The organism is Mariniflexile sp. (assembly GCF_041583155.1).
Classification (GTDB): domain Bacteria; phylum Bacteroidota; class Bacteroidia; order Flavobacteriales; family Flavobacteriaceae; genus Mariniflexile.
The window spans coordinates 1-17,817 of the sequence record NZ_JBFHGK010000020.1; the positions used below are offsets into that span (position 1 = coordinate 1).

Here is a 17,817-nt window from a genome sequence, read left to right on the forward strand (position 1 = left end):
TGGAGACAAAATTCCTATTCAAATGTTACAGAAATTATACAGACATTCTTCGGTTACAACTACCATACAGTACCAATCAAACTTTCTTCAGAAGGATACGGATGAAGCCCTTGATAAGGTTATTAATTTTTAGGACTGAAATTGAGTTTATGACCTATAAAGTGTTTCATCTAATAATCATAAATTTTGATAATCAGTATTTCAAGCATTTTAGATTCAAATCCTGTCATCCCGACTATTTATAATATCAATTCATACTAAAAACCTGTTAATCTTATGATTTACATGTTTTTGTGTTTTTTATGGTGTCAAATAAATTGATTTGCACTGAAAACAAAAGTCAACAAATCGGATAACAAATACAGATTAGTAAAGTTGTTGACCGATTTGTTAAAATCCGTTGATTTGTTGGATAAATAAATGTATATTTAAAGTGATTTGGCTTTCGTCTGATAATTAATAATAACTAAAAGACGAAAACATGAAAACATCTTCAACTTTCAGTATTTTTTTTTGGGCAGACTTTTCCAGAGCAAAGAACGAGTACGCATCCATTTACGCAAGAATAACTGTAAATGGCAAACGAGCTACCATCAGTTTAAAACAGAAAATTTTTGTTAAAGACTGGGATGTACATAAAAATAGAGCACGGGGCTCAAGCCAGAAATCTAGAATCCTCAATAATTATTTGGACGAAACCTATAATCATCTTTTTGTGTGTTATCGGGATTTAATGACGGAGAATAAGCTGATTACTTCACAAGCCATAAAAGCAAGATATTTTGGTAAAGATGAAAAAAATCATTCAATATTAGACATTATAAAATACCATAATGAAGATATGGTAAACAAATTAAAATGGGGGACACAAAAAAATTATTTTACTACTCAAAAGTATATATCTAAGTTCCTTTTAAAACTTTAAAATACCACAGACCTTTATCTAAGGGAATTGGATTATCACTTTATTATTAAATTTGAAAAATTCTTAAGAAGTTATATTCCTCAAGACCACCAAAGAAGAATGGGAAACAACACTGTTATGAAGCACATTGAGCGCTTAAGAAAGTTAATTAATTTGTCATTTAGATTAGGGTGGTTAGAACTTGATCCTTTCATTAATTTCAAGGCTAAATTAATTAAAACTGAAAGAGGTTTTTTAAGCTTTGATGAGCTTCAACAGATTGAATTCAAAAAATTTACTATCCCCAGATTGGAATTGGTAAAGGATTTATTTGTTTTCAGTTGCTATACTAGTTTAAGTTATATTGATGTCATCCATTTGACCGCAGATAATATTTCTGTAGGAATAGATGGAGAACTTTGGATTTATTATAACCGAGAAAAAACTGATAAATCCATAAAAATTCCTCTATTGCCGAAAGCTTTGCATATTATTGATAAATATAAGGATAGCCATAAATCCAAGTCTCAAGGTACTATTTTTCCTAAAATGTCAAATCAAAAACTTAACTCATATTTAAAGGAAATTGCAGACGTTTGCGGAATTAAGAAGAATCTTACGTTTCATATTGCTAGACATACATTTGCCACAACGGTTACTCTGAGTAATGGTATTCCAATTGAGACTGTTTCAAAATTATTGGGTCATTCCAAAATTTCGACAACCCAAATTTACGCGAAAGTTATTGAACGTAAAGTGAGTGATGATATGTGGAGATTACGGATCGAATTTAATGAAATTGAAAAAGAAAAACGGATAAAAATTATTTAAATACCTTTTAAAGTCTAAAAAGGTGTAACTAAAAAATACCACCAATTATTTTTGACTAGATTACTATTTTATAATAAGGGATTGGAAATAATCGTATAAAAGCCCAGTATAAATAGAAACTAGGTGCGCCTATTGCTAAATTATAGTATAGTGAGTATGTCAGGTGATAAAGCTCCTTTTAAAATGTTTAAGAAACATTTAGTGGAAATTCTTCAGTAACAAGAGTCATAATTTATCAATCTAATTTTGAGTAAAAAGAAATTGATACTGATTTGTAGAAGCTTATTAATTTTAGCACTCCAAATTGTGGAGTTCAATCTATGAGGCTAAAACATGTTTATTCTGTAATATAAAGTTATAAGTGGAGTAATAATAAGAGAGTATTAGATTATGTTCATTATAGTATTAACAGAATAATCCATTTTTTAAGTTTTAGTATCCATTTAAATTAATGTGTAAATTTCTAATTTTGAATAATTTTAGTGCTAATCTATACTTCTAAAATTGTAATGATATGCTTTTCAAAAAATTATATAACAGAAGTGTAAATAACCGCCGTTTTAGAAAAGATAAGTTTAAATGCTCTAACAAAATGAATACAGAACTATCAAACAAAATAAAAATAAGTTTTAAAGAACGATTTAAAACAGAACCACTAATGATTTTTTCACCAGGACGAATCAACATAATTGGCGAACATACCGATTATAATGACGGTTTTGTGTTTCCAGCGGCCGTTAACAAAGGCATTGTTGCCGGAATACAGAAAAGTGAAGATTTTGAATCGAAAGTTTACGCGGTTGATAAAAATGAAGAAATTTCTTTTTCATTATATACATTAAAACCATCGGCAGAAGGTAGTTGGGCAAATTATGTATTAGGAGTTGTTTCAGAACTCCAAAACAGAAGTAAAACCATCGGTAATTTCAACATCGCTTTTGGTGGAGATATACCAGGAGGCGCAGGCATGTCATCATCGGCAGCTTTGGAAAATAGTGTGGTTTTCGGACTTAACGAACTTTTTAATTTAGGACTTTCAAAAGAAGAAATGATTCTAATTTCACAAAAAGCAGAACACAATTATGTAGGGGTGAAATGTGGTATCATGGACCAATACGCGAGTATGTTTGGTATCGAAAACCATGCGCTATTATTGGATTGTAGAACGGTAAAATCGAAACCCTATAAAATTGATTTTAAAGATTATGAGCTTATTTTAATCAACACCAACGTAAAACATAGTTTATCGGATAGTGCTTATAATGACCGACGCTCCGTTTGTGAATCCATTGCCGAAATGCTTAAAGTAAAAGCCTTAAGAGATGCCACGGAATATGATTTGCAAGGCATAAAGGATAAAGTTACCCCAGAGAATTATCAAAAAGTATTATATATCATTCAAGAAAACGACAGAGTTATAAAAGCATCAAAAGCGATGGAAGCCGACGATTTAAAAACATTGGGTGTATTACTCTATGCATCACATGAAGGCTTACAAAATCAATATAAAGTAAGTTGTTTTGAATTGGATTTTTTAGTTGAACAGGCAAAATTAAATGGTCATGTTTTAGGAGCAAGAATGATGGGTGGTGGTTTTGGTGGTTGCACCTTAAATTTAATTGCAAAAAACGAATCTGAAAATTTCAAAACGCATGTTGCAAAGGTATATAATGAAAAATTCGGTAAAGCATGTTCTATTTATTCAGTAAAACTTTCAGCAGGCACCCATTTAATATAATAAACTAGCGATAAAATGAATACTGATTTACAAGATTTTTCACATAAACGATTCAATATATTAACAGGTGAATGGGTTTTAGTATCGCCACATCGTGCAAAACGCCCATGGCAAGGACAAAATGAAGCCACTTCAAATGCGATTAGACCTTCGCATGATGCCAGTTGCTATTTATGTGCAGGTAACACAAGAATTAACGGTGAAATAAACCCCGATTATAAAAATGCGTTCGTGTTTACTAACGATTTTGCTGCACTTCAAAAAGATTCCAAAATGTTTAGTTTGAATGATGGTTTATTACAAGCGCAAAGCGAAACAGGTATCTGTAAAGTGATATGTTTCAGCCCAGACCACTCAAAAAGTTTGGCAGATATGGCTGTTGAAAGTATTCAAAAAGTGGTTGAAACTTGGCAATATGAATATGAAAATATAGGTAAAAACGAAGGCATCAATTACGTTCAAATATTTGAAAACAAAGGCGAGGTGATGGGTTGTAGTAACCCGCATCCACATGGTCAAATTTGGAGTCAGTCTACACTACCAAACGAAGTATATAAAAAAGATAAACACCAGCAAGCTTATTTTAACAAAAACAAAACGAGTTTATTAGGTGATTACCTTCAACAAGAATTAGAAAAACAAGAACGTATTATTTTCGAAAATGACAGTTTTGTAGTTTTAATTCCTTTTTGGGCTGTTTGGCCATTTGAAGCGATGATTGTCCCAAAAAAGCATCAAAAAGATATTCTTAGTATGAATGGGGAAGAAGCAAGTTTATTTGCAGAAGCTATTTCCGTATTAACCAAAGCGTATGATGCTTTATTTAATACCTCATTTCCATATTCAAGTGGTATTCATCAAGCACCAACTAACAATGAAGCTAATTCTCATTGGCATTGGCATATGAGTTTTTATCCACCGCTTTTACGAAGCGCTACGGTTAAAAAGTTCATGGTAGGTTATGAGATGTTTGGTTCACCACAACGTGATATTACCGCTGAAATAGCAACACAAAGATTGAAGGAATTAATTTAAACTGAAGAAAAAAAATGTCAAATAAAATATTAGTAACAGGTGGTTTAGGGTTTATAGGATCGCATGTTGTTGTAGAGCTCCAAAATGAAGGTTTTGAAGTTGTTATTATAGATAATCTTTCAAATTCATCAATTGATGTTTTAAAAGGTATCACATCTATAACCAAAAAGGAGCCTATTTTTGAAAAGTTAGATTTAAGAGATAAAACTTCAGTAGTAAATTTCTTTAAAAAATATCAAGATATAAATGGTGTGATTCATTTTGCAGCCTCAAAGGCAGTAGGAGAAAGCGTTGAACAACCCTTGTTGTATTATGAAAACAATTTGAATTCGCTAATTTATTTACTTCAAGAACTTCAAAATAAAGCAGCTTCAAATTTTATATTCAGCTCATCCTGTACCGTTTATGGGCAGGCAGATGAATTGCCAATAACAGAATCTGCCCCAATAAAAAAAGCGGAATCTCCTTATGGAAATACCAAACAAATAGGCGAGGAAATTATTCAAGACACCTGTAAGGTGGTGCCAAAATTAAATGCCATTGCTTTAAGATATTTTAATCCCATAGGCGCTCATGAATCTGTAAATATTGGAGAATTACCAACCGGAACGCCTCAAAATTTAGTACCATTTATCACACAAACAGGTGTTGGGAAAAGAGAACAATTATCTGTTTTTGGAGACGATTATCCTACAGAAGATGGTACGTGCGTTCGAGATTATATTCACGTAGTCGATTTAGCAAAAGCCCATGTTAAGGCTTTAAAACGATTGATTCATGGAGATAACAATGAGAATTTTGAAGTTTTTAATATTGGAACAGGGAAAGGATCTTCTGTTTTAGAAGTAATCCATGCTTTTGAAGAAGTTTCAAATACAAAATTAAATTACAAAATTGTAAACCGTCGTGAGGGCGATGTGATTTCTGCTTACGCCGATACAAATAAAGCAAATAGCGTTTTAGGCTGGAAAGCGGAATTGAGCTTAAAGGATGCTTTATTGTCTGCTTGGGAGTGGGAGAAAAAATAAGGAGCTCTGATTAAATTATAAGTGAATAATAAATATTTTATTTTGTTAAGTTTTGTTTGTAATTTCTAGGGGACTTTCCCATAAAATTTTTAAATATTCTAGAGAAGTATAAAGGGTCGTCAAAGCCTACTTTAAAGCTTATTTCTTTAATACTCAAATCGGTGTAATTTAAGTATTCACAAGCTTTTTGTATTTTTTTTAAGTTAAAAAAAACAAGTACAGGATAGCCTGTTTTTATTTTAAATTTAGTGTGCAAATACGATTTAGAATAATTGAATTTTTCAGCAATTTCATCTAAGGTGAAATTCTTGTTCAAATTATTTAGTAGAAACTCTTTTATTAAGTCAACTAAAGTATCATGCGTATTTGTTTCTATGTTCGATTCAAAATCGTGGTAAATAAAAGAACTTATAAAATTTAAACTTAAAAGATTGGTGTACTCTATATGGTTTTCTAGAGAATTACTATTAAAAAGGTTAAAGATTTTCTCGAATTGTTCAATTTTATCAACTGAGAATGCAACATTTTTATAATTGTTTGTATGTGTAGCAGTATATCTGTTGTATAACTCAGGAGCCATATTCCCTTTAAAATGAAACCAATAAATGCTCCAGGGGTCGTTCTTATCTGCCCGATATTCATGTTTTACGTTTTTAGGAATAATGAAAAACTGATTAGGTGTTATTAAAGTTTTAACGTTATCTAACTGTATTTCGCCTTTTCCCTTAGTGCAATAAATAAAGATGTATTGGTTTGCACCGTTTTTTCTAATACGGTGATGGTTGTATGCCATGGGGTAGTAGCCCAAATCACTAACATAAAAATTTTTTGTAATTGGGTTTGCTTTAGCGACATTAATAATGACTTTAGGAAGCGCTATCATTTTCTGACCAAGAAATCCTTGTTTTAAAGCTGTATTATCCATTTTAAAATATAATTTAATTATTGGTTTTATTCAGTTTCGAGGTATAGTTACCTGATAAGTTTGGCCTTAAAATCATAATTATTACAAATCATCTATAGATGATTTGTAATAATTATGATTTTAATAATGTTTGTATAAGCAATCAAGTTCGTATTTGTTAATTGCTTACTTATTTTAACTCAGAAGCGTATTAAATTAATACAACTTTTGGAATACTAAAAATAATTGTTTTAAATTTTATTTCATGCTCAAAAATAAAACAATATTATCTATAACTTCAGTGGTTCTGTCTATTTTTATACCTGTCCTTTATTCTAAATTTGAAAAAAAACCCTATTAATATTGTTTTTATGTTAAATATTAAATCCTTTTTTTTTGAAAAAAATCATTTTTTGTCATTTTTTTTTAAATAAAAAATTTTGTTGATATTCATAAAATAGTCTATGTTTTTTTTGTTTCTAGTTATTGAAAAACTTCTATATACCAAACTTTAAATTAAATAAATTATTAACTAATACATTGAAAATGAAAACACATAAAGTAAACTTATTACTTATTATTAGTGCATTGTTAGCTACAATAATAGGTTGTAGTAAAGATGATGCTGAAGGAGTTGGTTCGATTCCAGAATTTCAGTCATTAACAGAAACAATCTCATCGCTTCCAGGTCAAACATTTATGTTTACGGGAGTTATATCAGATCCTGCCGGAATTCAATCTATTAATATTAAATATGAACCTTGGTTTTTAAACAAAACAATTGTAAAAAGCGATTCCTTATATAAAACATATAATTTGGAATATCAGTTTAAAGTGCCTAGTGACGCTATTAAAAATAGTTCACATACTATTCCTGTAACCATCACTAATTCAGGAGGAAAAACCATTACAAAAAACGTAATAGTAACGTTAAATCTAGATATTTCTAAACCAGTAATGCAGGTTTTACAGCCAATTAATGGTGCTACGGTATTAATTGGTAATGGCGATGAAATAGATTTTGATATAACAGTTACCGATGAAGAATTATCAGAGTTTAAAATAGAGAGTTCTATATTAAATGAAACAATTTCTATTTCAGGAACATCATATACCTATACAAAAAGTTTAAATGTTGAAAATTCAGGGTCATATACCTTCAAAATAACAGCTACAGATGTTACTGGAAATACAACAGTTATGAATATTTTGGTAAACATCCCCGAAGAATTATCGTTTGATGTTATGTACATAACAGATGTTACTAATGATGCCTTGTTGGTGGCCGATTTATTCGGGATTCCTTATAAAACAGATGCTAGTGTGGCCGTAGAGGAAGATGGTTTTGTGTTCACCGCTAAATATTATGCAGCAAATCCAAATACTCAAGTTCGTTTTATACCGCAAAAAAGTTCGTTTGCTCCTTACTCGTTTGGTGCTAACCCTAATGTGGCAGGGGAACTTGTTTTAGGAACAGATGCTAGTGTAGACCCCATAGTGTTACCTCAAGTAGGCTACTATGAAATAAAAATGGATTTAAAAAATAAATCATATACAGTTACACCTTATACACCTGCTGATACACCTTACAATCAGGTATATATATTAGGAAGAGGTATCACTGTAGGAAGTTCTTCAACATGTATTAATAATACAACAGGAGCAACTAGTTGTTGGCATTTTAATTCTGGTAAACCTTTTGTTAAAGATGCAAATAACGCTTATTTGTGGACTGTTGATGTAAGTGTTGCAGATGAACCTAATGATGAAGGTGCCAATGGGTTTATACTAAATGCAAACCCAAGTGGTTGGGCGCCATTCTGGAGGGTAGATAATGCTGAAGACCCAGAATCAACACTATTAGGAAATGGACAAAACTATGTGTTTCCAGATGATGCTTTAGGTAAAGATTACACTTTTATTTTTGATACGCATTTAAATCGAATATCGGTAATTAACAGATAAATAATAGCAATTAATAGAATTATATGAAACATTCAATCTTAATTATTTTGGGATTCTTACTTGTTGGTTTTTCAGCAGTCTCCCAAAATTTAGTAACAGGAACTATAACAGACGAAAATGGGCAACCTATTCCGGGAGCTAACATTTTAGAAAAGAATACTAATAACGGCGCAGTGTCTGATTTTGACGGTAATTACTCACTTAAAGTTAGTGATAACGCTTTATTGGTATTTAGCTATTTAGGCTATAAAACACAAGAGATTCTAGTTAATGGAAAGCAGAACATTTCAGTTTCTATGCTTAACGATAATGCTCAGCTCGATGAAGTTGTCGTTATCGGTTATGGATCTGTAAATAGAGACAAAATAACAAGTTCCATATCAACCGTTGGGGGAGAAGAGATATCAAAAGTAACAGCAAGTAATCCTGCCGAAGCTTTACAAGGTAAGGCTGCAGGTGTGCAAGTACTGTCTTCTGGAGGTAATCCGGGAGCATCACCTCAAATATTAGTAAGAGGTATTACAACGAATAATGGTAGTCAACCACTTATTGTTTTAGATGGTGTTATGTTGCCAGACGGAACCTCTCTTAACTTTTTAAATCCAGCAGATATAGAAAACTTTCAAATACTTAAAGACGCTTCTGCCTCTGCTATTTATGGTTCACGTGCATCCAATGGCGTGGTATTAGTAACCACAAAAAGAGGTAAAGAAGGAAAGGCTGTAATAAATTTAGATGTTTCTTATGGAGCGCAACATTTAGAAAAAATTCAAATGGCAGGTGCAGCAGAGTATATTAAAGCTGTAAACTTAAGAAGAACCAATGATGGTGGACAACCACTATACGACCCAGCTAATATTACTACAGATACAGATTGGTGGAATGAAGTTATTGAAAATTATGCACCAGTAGTTAATGCTAACCTACGTGCATCTGGAGGTTCAGAAAAAATTAATTACGCTGGAAGTCTTAGTTTTTTCGATCAAGAATCAAGCTATGCTAAAGGCTGGTATCAAAAAGTAACAGGGCGATTTAACGTGGACTTTAAAATTTCAGATAAAATTAAATTAAAACAAGATTTAAGTCCAAGAATGGAACGTTATGAAAATACGCCGGGCGCTTTATATAACTTACTAAGAATTGATCCGTTAACGGAAGTATATTTACCTCAAAGTGAACGCATAGGTCGTAATAGTTATAGTATTTATGCTCCTAGTAATAACAATGTACCCAACCCCGTTGGAAATATTGCACGCCAATTTAATGAAACACTCTTTTTTGGATTTTTCTCAAATACACAATTGGACTATGATATTACTCCAGAGTTAACATTTACGACTCAATTTGGTTTAAATATTTCGAATGCACGTAGCGATGCATTTACACCAGAATATTTTACAACACCAAATCAACAAAATGAAATTAATACTGTTACTAGAAATACAAACCAAAATTTAGATTACGTATTAAACAATACTATAAATTTTAAGAAGACTATCAACGAAAAGCACTACATCAATTTATTGGGAGGTGTGTTGTATGATGCTCAAAACTATAATTATTTAAATGCATCTAGAGATGGGGTGCCAGATAATGAAAATCCTGATTTACGATATATTGATGCTGCTTTAGGAGAAGGTATTACGGTAAGTGGTAATGAATCACAAGACAATATTTTGTCAGGAATTTTTAGAACCATTTATAGTTATGATAACCGTTATTTCATGACAGGCTCTGTAAGGGTTGATCAATCATCAAGATTCCCTAAAGATAATAGAACAGGGGTTTTCTCTAGTGTTTCGTTTGCTTGGGATATTGATTCTGAAGATTTTTTCAAGAGTTCAGTAATCAATAACTTACGTTTAAAAGTAGGTGTTGGTGAAGTAGGTAATCAAAACATTAGCAGGTCTGGACAGTTTTTTTCTGTGGGGTCAGACAGTTATGTGTTTAATGGAGATCGTGTCGTTACAAGTTTCTTGTCTCAATTTGGAAATACTAGGCTGAAATGGGAAACAGTAAGGGACCAAAACATTGGTATAGAAACTAGTTTGTTTAACAGCGCTCTCGATTTTTCTGTAGAATACTATAAAAAAACATCAGAAGATTTGCTATTTAATGTCGAGTTGCCAAACTACACGGGTATACCAGGTTTAGTGGCTCAGAATGTAGGAAGTTTTCAATCAGAAGGATTAGATCTTCAAATTGGTTACAATAAACAAATGGGCGACTTTACTTTAGGATTAGATTTTAATGTGTCTACTAATAAAAGTAAAGCGCTAGAACTTGCTCCAGGTAATGAACAAATATTTGGGCAAAAACGAGAGGATTTAGGAAATAGGTTTATAAAAATAACACAACTAGGGCAAACCGTAGGATTATTTTATGGTTTTAAATCCGATGGTATTTTTCAAAATCAAACCGAGTTAAATTCTCACACTTCAGAAAATGGAACTAGCATTCAGCCTAATGCACAAGTGGGTGATATTCGATTTAAAGATGCTAATAATGATGGATTGTTAAATGACGATGATTTACAAGTTTTAGGAAATCCTTTTGCCGACTTTTATGGCGGTCTTACAGCAAATCTTCAGTATAAAAACATCGATTTTTCAATGCAATGGTATGGGACATTTGGCAACGATGTGTTTAATTACCCAACTACATTTTTATATTCAGGAATTCAAGATGTTAATATCGCAGAAGGAGCATTAAATAGCGTGTGGTCTCCAGAAAATACAGGTGCAAAATATCCAAGATTAACACAGTTAGATCGCAATGGAAACTACCAAAGGCCATCAGACTTGTTTATTGAAGACGGTTCGTATTTAAGACTTCGTAACATTCAACTAGGATACAACTTCAATATACCAGGTTTTCAAAAATGCAGATTATATGTATCGGGGCAAAACCTACTAACATTTACAAACTACTCTGGTTTTGACCCAGAAGTTGCTGCGGGTGGCAATGTTATTAATGATTTTGGTATTGATTACGCAAGAAACCCAGTAACCAAAACATATTTATTAGGACTTAATTTAACACTATAAGGTATTATGAAAAAGATTGTTTTATTATTAGTTATTTGTTCAGCTTTTTTCAATGTAGGCTGTAATAAAGAAGAGTTTTTAGACCAACCATTACGAGGAAGACAACAATTAGACGATTTTTTCTCGTCGCCAGAAAATGCTGAATCTTTTGTAAACGGTATTTATAAAAAAGTAAATGGAGAAAGTTGGTGGCAAGTTCATATGCCACGTCAAATTAATGAAATGGCTACAGATGATAATTGGTCTGGAAACACAGCACAACCAAGACCAGATATTACAGGTATTGCTGCCTATAATGTTTATGCAGGTTCTACATATTTTAACTCTATTTGGGAAAACCATTATATTGGTATAACCAGAGCAAATATATCTATTGAAAGAATTCCCGGGGTTGATATGGATGAGAATGTAAAAAATCGTTTATTAGGGGAAGCACACTTTTTAAGAGCATTTTTTTATTTTGAATTAGTGAGAAGCTTTGGGGGTGTTCCTATCGTAACGTCATATACCGAACTTTTAGAACCAGCTATAAATGATAAAACGCGAGCATCAGTCGAGGCTGTTTATGAACTTATTGAAGCAGATTTAGAAATAGCTGTAGAGGCATTACCTTTACGTAGTCAATATGCCTTGAAAGATTTAGGTAGGGTAACCAAAGGTGCTGCGCAATCACTATTAGCAAAAGTTTACTTAACCGAAGAAAAGTGGGATTTAGCACATAAAATGGCTAATAATGTTATTATTTCTGGTGAATATAGTTTAGAACCAGACTTTGCTAATATTCATAGTGTTAATAACCATAACGGAATAGAATCTATTTTTGAAATAGATTATATTAATAACCCAGTATTTCCAGAAATAGGAGCTCAATTACCAATTACGAATGGTAGTCGCGGTGATCAAGGTTGGGGTTGGGGAAGTCCAACAAGCGACCTAGAAAATGCGTTTTTAAGTGAAGGAGATAACATTCGATTAAGATCAACCATTATAAAGCATGGAGAGCCAGTATATGGAGACCCAGCAGTCACTTCATTTGATGGAAAACCTACTGAAAATAAATCAGGAAGAACCAATAGGAAATTCTATGTACCTGTTGATGAGAGACCAGTGCCTTATGCTAGAGGCCAAATTGCTTTGCCTTATATACATATAAGATTTGCAGATGTTTTATTAATGCATGCTGAAGCCGCCTATTTTAATGATGATGAAGAAAGCGCAAAAACCTCTCTAAAAAGAGTAAGAGATAGGGTTGAATTAGATACAAATATGTCCTTAACAGGCGATGCACTTCGAGATGCCATTTGGAAAGAAAGAAGACTAGAATTGGCTTTAGAGCAACATAGGCTTTTTGATTTAAGAAGACAAAAAATAAATGGTGTTCCTAGAATAGCAATTTTAATGGGCCCTGAAGGAACTTTTGTAAAATATAACACTGAAGTTAGTACAGATCCTTTTGAAACTACAAACTTAAATGAATCTCAAGAAAAAGGTGTCTTTTTTGATATTGATACGCATTTATTATGGCCAATACCTCCAGAAGAGATTCAATTATCTCAAGGGAATATTAAACAAAACCCTAATTATTAATTTAAGAAATAATATCAAAATTCGTTTAAGACATTAAAAATAGCAAAAGATGAAATTAAATAAAATTAAATTAATCCTAACTCTAATAGTTGGGTTTGCAATGTTTTCTTGTACAAAAACAGAAGTAACAGACCCTAATGATCCTAAGTATAATGATTTAACCGATGAACCCTTTGAAGGTCCAACACCAGAAATTGTACTCATGGTTGATGCTGCTGATAAAATTGAAATAAACCCTGAAATTTTTGGGGTTAACAACGATTGGAAACAAGTTCCAAATACATCATTTTCGGCGTTTGCTTCCACTTTAAATGGAATAGATTATAGTATTATGAGGTATCCAGGTGGCTGGGAGTCAGAATTCTATGATTGGGAAACAAATACAACGCCAGGCTGGGATTCGGCACCAACAAATCCTGGTGCATCATTTACTACACTAAAAGCAAATGTTGCCAATTTTAGTATTGTTATTCCTACAACTACCGCAATGGATAAAGCCTTGGGGTCCACACAGTTTAATACTGCTTTACAAGCTTTAAAATTAACAGCAGAAAAAGCCATCAATAAAGTAGGAATTAACGAAGCCGGTATTATTGAAATTGGTAACGAATGGTGGCTGCAATGGGCAGGAGGTGTTAATCGTGCAGAAAAGCTCGCAAAATACACTCAAATAGCTATGAATTTAGCAGAGCATATAGATCAAAAATATCCAGACCACAGGTTTAAGTTATTAGTAAATGGTGATTACACAAAACCAGAAGAATTTACGACAATGAAACAGCAATTTACAAAAGCATACGATGCAATTGATGGTGTTGCTTTGCATACCTACGCGGGTTACCAAACAGACACCCATAATATGAGTGATTTGGAATCTAGAATAAAAGCTTGTGCTGATAATTTTAACCCAAACAAACAATTTGTCTATTTATCGGAATGGATGCCTTCAAGAGATTATAACGATCGGGCATTATACATGGAAGCTGCCAATATTATACCAGATATGATTCAAATTTATGCACGTGCAAAAGCTGATGCGGCGGCATTTTGGCCTCCTATTAACACTTCTATACCAGGTTTGGGGCTTACAAATTGGAATTATTCAACGGTTTTTCCTGTTGGGCAAATATTTGGAGAACTTTCACGCTCTTACAAGGGGCATGCCTTAAAAACTACATCTAATAGATACCATGTTGCAGCGGCATTAAATGATTCGCAAACCATGGTTGTGTTTGTAACCGGAGGAAAAGAAAATACAGCCTTAGCTGGTGTTAAAGTAGAAAATTTCACCATTAGTTCGATAGAAAGTGTAGAAAGATATGTTCCTGAAGATTATACAGAAACAAACAAAGCAGTTGCTTACAAAACAGAAAAAGCAACGGCAACATTGAATAAAAATAATGAAGTTGTTTTTAATATAAATAAAGAAGGTAAGTATCAAATTTATAAAATTGTATTAAAAGGCAATTAATTCTGAAAAGTAGTATCATCCATATTTATGGTTTTACTGTCTATTTTTATTACAGTTATTAACTATAAATTTGTTTAAATACAATAAAGAACGTTTTCGCTCAATCATTCAATGGATAAATTAAAAATCAATATTATACATGTTTTCAGGACAATGTTTCTGGTTTTTATGGTTAGCTTTTGTGCGAAAGCACAATCCAAGCCATTACAAGTAGTTATTGATAAAGAAAATTCATTTCAATCCATAGATGGTTTTGGTGCTTCAGATGCTTGGAGATGTCAATTTGTAGGAAAAAATTGGCCAGAAAATAAAAAAGAAAAAATAGCCGAATTATTATTTAGTAAAGAACTTGATATAAATGGTAACCCTAAAGGCATAGGCCTTTCTATGTGGCGTTTTTATATAGGAGCAGGTACTGCAGAACAAGGAGTTAATTCAGATATTAAGAATGAATGGAGGCGAGCAGAGTCTTTTGTAGATGCTAATGGTAACTACGATTGGAGTAAACAAGAAGGACAGCAATGGTTTTTAAATAAAGCTAAAGCGTATGGCGTAGATAAGTTTTTAGCATTTTCAATTTCGGCTCCTGTGCAATGGACCAAGAACGGAAAAGGCTATAATGGTGCTAATAAAGATGGTGAAATAAACTTAAAACCTGAATACTTTAATAACTATGCAAGTTTTATGGTTCAGTTTTTAAAACATTTCGAATCTAAAGGATTGATTTTCGATTATCTAAGCCCTATAAATGAACCTCAATGGGATTGGGAAAAAAAGTCTCAGGAAGGAACTCCAGCAACAAACAAAATCGTTTTAGAACTTACAAAACTATTGGATAATGGTATTGTAAAAAATAATTTATCAACGAAAATAGTTGTTGCTGAAGCGGCTGATTTACGTTGGTTATATTCAAATCACGGAAAACCAGAACGTGGTAATCAAATAGACTATTTTTTTGATGGAAAGAACACCATTAAGAGCTTAGAAAACATTATTTCAGGACACAGTTATTTTACCACATGGCCTGTAGATAATTTAATTAAAGTAAGACAAAAGCTTAATGAAAAGCTTAATGAACATCAAAATCTTGATTATTGGCAAAGTGAATTTTGCATCCTTGAAAAAACAGACGATATTGGTGGTGGAAATAAAAGGGATTTGGGTATGGATACTGCATTGTATGTAGCACGAGTAATACACGCCGATCTAACTTTAGCAAATGCTAGCTCTTGGCAATGGTGGACAGCATTAACCATTGCAGATTATAAAGATGGACTTATCTATTTAGATACTGGTATTGAAAAGGATATGTACAATAAAACATCTTTGCAAACTAACGGTAATTTTCATGAGTCTAAATTATTGTGGGCTTTAGGTAATTATTCCAGATTTGTTAAACCTAATATGGTACGTATTGAAGCGAAATTAAAAGATAATAAAACGCTTAATGAGCAATACGAAGACCTTATGGTATCTGCTTATTTAAACAAGGAAACACAAGAAGTGACCCTTGTAGTAATAAACTACAGTAATGAGATTAAAAATTTGAATATTTCAGATTATAAAATTGATAAGATGTATGTAACTTCAAAAGACAAAAACTTGAGAGGAACTACAGTAAAATCAAAAAACATTAGTATAGAATCAAGATCAATTAATACCTTAATAGGGAATCTTAAAAAGTAAAAAAAAGGAAATGATAGTAAGTAAATCACGTTTTAGTTTAGTTTGTTGTCTTTGTTTTACGGCTATTTTATTTAATAGCTGTAAAAACAAAGATGTTGTTGTAGAAAATAAAAGTAATAAGAAACCAAATGTTGTTTTTATTTTAGCTGATGATTTAGGAGCACACGATTTGAGTTATTCTGGGAGTAAATATTACGAAACACCTAATATTGATCGTTTAGCAGCAGAAGGTGTAGAGTTTACGCAAGGCTACGCAGCAGCTCAAGTATGTAGTCCTTCTAGGGCTAGTGTTATGTCTGGGCAATACCCTGCAAGACATGGAGTTACCGATTGGATTGGTGCTTTGTCAGGTGAGCAATGGAGTAAAAATTACAACTCTAAAGTTTCTCCTCCAGAGTATTTACACGCTCTTTCAGATGATAATATTACTGTAGCAGAAGCTTTTAAAGCCAACGGATATAAAACTTTTTTTGCAGGCAAATGGCATTTAGGAGATGAACCACATACCCCGGAAAACAATGGTTTTGATATTAATAAAGGAGGTTGGGAAGTTGGCGGCCCTAAAGGCGGCTATTATGCACCATGGAACAATCCAAAATTAGATTATGAGTATGAAGGTGAAAACCTTACAATGAGGTTGGCTAAAGAAACAGCTAACTTTATATCTAATAGTAAAGATGAGCCGTTTTTTGCATTCCTATCATTTTACGCGGTGCATGGTCCTATTGAAACAACAGAGGTTAAATGGGAAAAATATAGAAATAAAGCAGAAGCACAGGGTATTCCAGAGTCTGGATTTGAAATGGAACGTGTGTTACCAATTCGTACAGTGCAAGATAACCCGGTATATGCTGGTTTAGTTGAGTCTATGGATGATGCTATCGGTCACGTTTTACAACGACTAAAGGAACTTGGTCTAGATGAAAACACAATAGTTGTGTTTACTTCTGACAATGGAGGTGTTGCAAGTGGTGATGCTTTTTCTACAAGTAACTACCCACTAAGAGGTGGTAAAGGTTATCAATGGGAAGGTGGAATAAGAGAGCCTTATCTTATTAAAGCTCCAATGTATAAAAACACCCCAAAAACAATTGATTATCCTGTGTCTGGAATTGATTTTTATCCAACTTTATTAGATTTAGCAGGCTTAAAAAACGATCCAAAACAAGTCATCGATGGTGTTAGTTTAGTGCCCCTTTTAAAAGGAAAATCGCTTGATACGCGTCCTTTATTCTGGCATTACCCTCACTATGGAAATCAAGGCGGGGAGCCTGTAAGTATGATTAGAAAAGAATCTTATAAGCTTATTCACTATTGGGAAGATGATCGTGATGAGTTGTATAATTTATCTACAGATCCAAGTGAGGAAAAAGATATTTCAAAAGACGAACCACAAATAGCTCAAAGTCTAAGAATGGAATTAGATGCACACTTAAAAAACATCGAAGCAAAAATTCCTGAAAAATATGCAAAGTATGATGAAGCAAAAGCTAAGAAAACATACGAAAGCAGAAAGAAAAATATGATGCCTAATTTAGAAAAACAGCGCAAAGATTTTTTAGATAAAAACTTCAAGCCAAATGAAGATTGGTATAACAGTAGTTTAAATACAAAAGACTAA

The 17,817-nt window shown here is 32.6% G+C and carries 12 protein-coding genes and 2 pseudogenes; 13 read left to right on the forward strand and 1 reads right to left on the reverse strand.

Going from position 1 to position 17,817, the window contains the following annotated elements:
* The 7 genes and pseudogenes from ABYI63_RS09130 to galE all read left to right on the forward strand — a co-directional run.
* Positions 1-133 (forward strand): annotated as a pseudogene (locus ABYI63_RS09130) (recombinase); the annotation flags it as partial.
* 348 nt (positions 134-481) lie between these two features.
* The gene (locus ABYI63_RS09135) at positions 482-925 is read left to right on the forward strand and encodes an Arm DNA-binding domain-containing protein (RefSeq protein ID WP_372755706.1); all 444 of its coding nucleotides are present in this window, start codon (positions 482-484) and stop codon (positions 923-925) included.
* Between the two features lie 15 nt (positions 926-940).
* A pseudogene (locus tag ABYI63_RS09140) lies at positions 941-1,117 on the forward strand (phage integrase SAM-like domain-containing protein); the annotation flags it as partial.
* 21 nt (positions 1,118-1,138) lie between these two features.
* Entirely contained in the window at positions 1,139-1,735 is a 597-nt protein-coding gene (locus ABYI63_RS09145; protein WP_372755786.1) for a site-specific integrase, read from the forward strand.
* Positions 1,736-2,327: 592 nt separating this feature from the next.
* A complete protein-coding gene (gene galK / locus ABYI63_RS09150) occupies positions 2,328-3,473 on the forward strand; it encodes a galactokinase (protein ID WP_372755708.1) in 1,146 nt (381 codons plus the stop codon).
* 15 nt (positions 3,474-3,488) lie between these two features.
* Positions 3,489-4,508, forward strand: a complete 1,020-nt coding sequence (locus ABYI63_RS09155) for a UDP-glucose--hexose-1-phosphate uridylyltransferase (protein ID WP_372755710.1) — start codon at positions 3,489-3,491, stop codon at positions 4,506-4,508.
* A gap of 14 nt (positions 4,509-4,522) precedes the next feature.
* Positions 4,523-5,536 (forward strand): UDP-glucose 4-epimerase GalE, encoded by a 1,014-nt coding sequence (gene galE, locus ABYI63_RS09160; RefSeq protein ID WP_372755712.1) that lies wholly within the window; start codon positions 4,523-4,525, stop codon positions 5,534-5,536.
* Between the two features lie 37 nt (positions 5,537-5,573).
* Here the strand turns inward: galE and ABYI63_RS09165 are convergent, their stop codons facing one another.
* Positions 5,574-6,461 (reverse strand): AraC family transcriptional regulator, encoded by an 888-nt coding sequence (locus ABYI63_RS09165; RefSeq protein WP_372755714.1) that lies wholly within the window; start codon positions 6,459-6,461, stop codon positions 5,574-5,576.
* A gap of 525 nt (positions 6,462-6,986) precedes the next feature.
* On the opposite strand from ABYI63_RS09165, the gene ABYI63_RS09170 reads away from it, so the two are divergent.
* The 6 genes from ABYI63_RS09170 (at position 6,987) to ABYI63_RS09195 (ending at position 17,817) form a co-directional block, all read left to right on the forward strand.
* Entirely contained in the window at positions 6,987-8,405 is a 1,419-nt protein-coding gene (locus ABYI63_RS09170) for a hypothetical protein (protein WP_372755716.1), read from the forward strand.
* A gap of 23 nt (positions 8,406-8,428) precedes the next feature.
* The gene (locus ABYI63_RS09175) at positions 8,429-11,452 is read left to right on the forward strand and encodes a SusC/RagA family TonB-linked outer membrane protein (protein WP_372755718.1); all 3,024 of its coding nucleotides are present in this window, start codon (positions 8,429-8,431) and stop codon (positions 11,450-11,452) included.
* 6 nt (positions 11,453-11,458) lie between these two features.
* Positions 11,459-13,039 carry a RagB/SusD family nutrient uptake outer membrane protein gene (locus ABYI63_RS09180; protein ID WP_372755720.1) on the forward strand — a complete coding sequence of 527 codons (1,581 nt, stop codon included), beginning with the start codon at positions 11,459-11,461 and terminating at the stop codon, positions 13,037-13,039.
* A gap of 49 nt (positions 13,040-13,088) precedes the next feature.
* Positions 13,089-14,510, forward strand: a complete 1,422-nt coding sequence (locus ABYI63_RS09185; RefSeq protein ID WP_372755722.1) for a hypothetical protein — start codon at positions 13,089-13,091, stop codon at positions 14,508-14,510.
* A 111-nt stretch (positions 14,511-14,621) separates the two neighbouring features.
* On the forward strand, positions 14,622-16,196 hold the full coding sequence (locus ABYI63_RS09190; protein ID WP_372755724.1) for a glycoside hydrolase: 1,575 nt from the start codon (positions 14,622-14,624) through the stop codon (positions 16,194-16,196).
* Between the two features lie 10 nt (positions 16,197-16,206).
* On the forward strand, positions 16,207-17,817 hold the full coding sequence (locus ABYI63_RS09195) for a sulfatase (protein ID WP_372755726.1): 1,611 nt from the start codon (positions 16,207-16,209) through the stop codon (positions 17,815-17,817).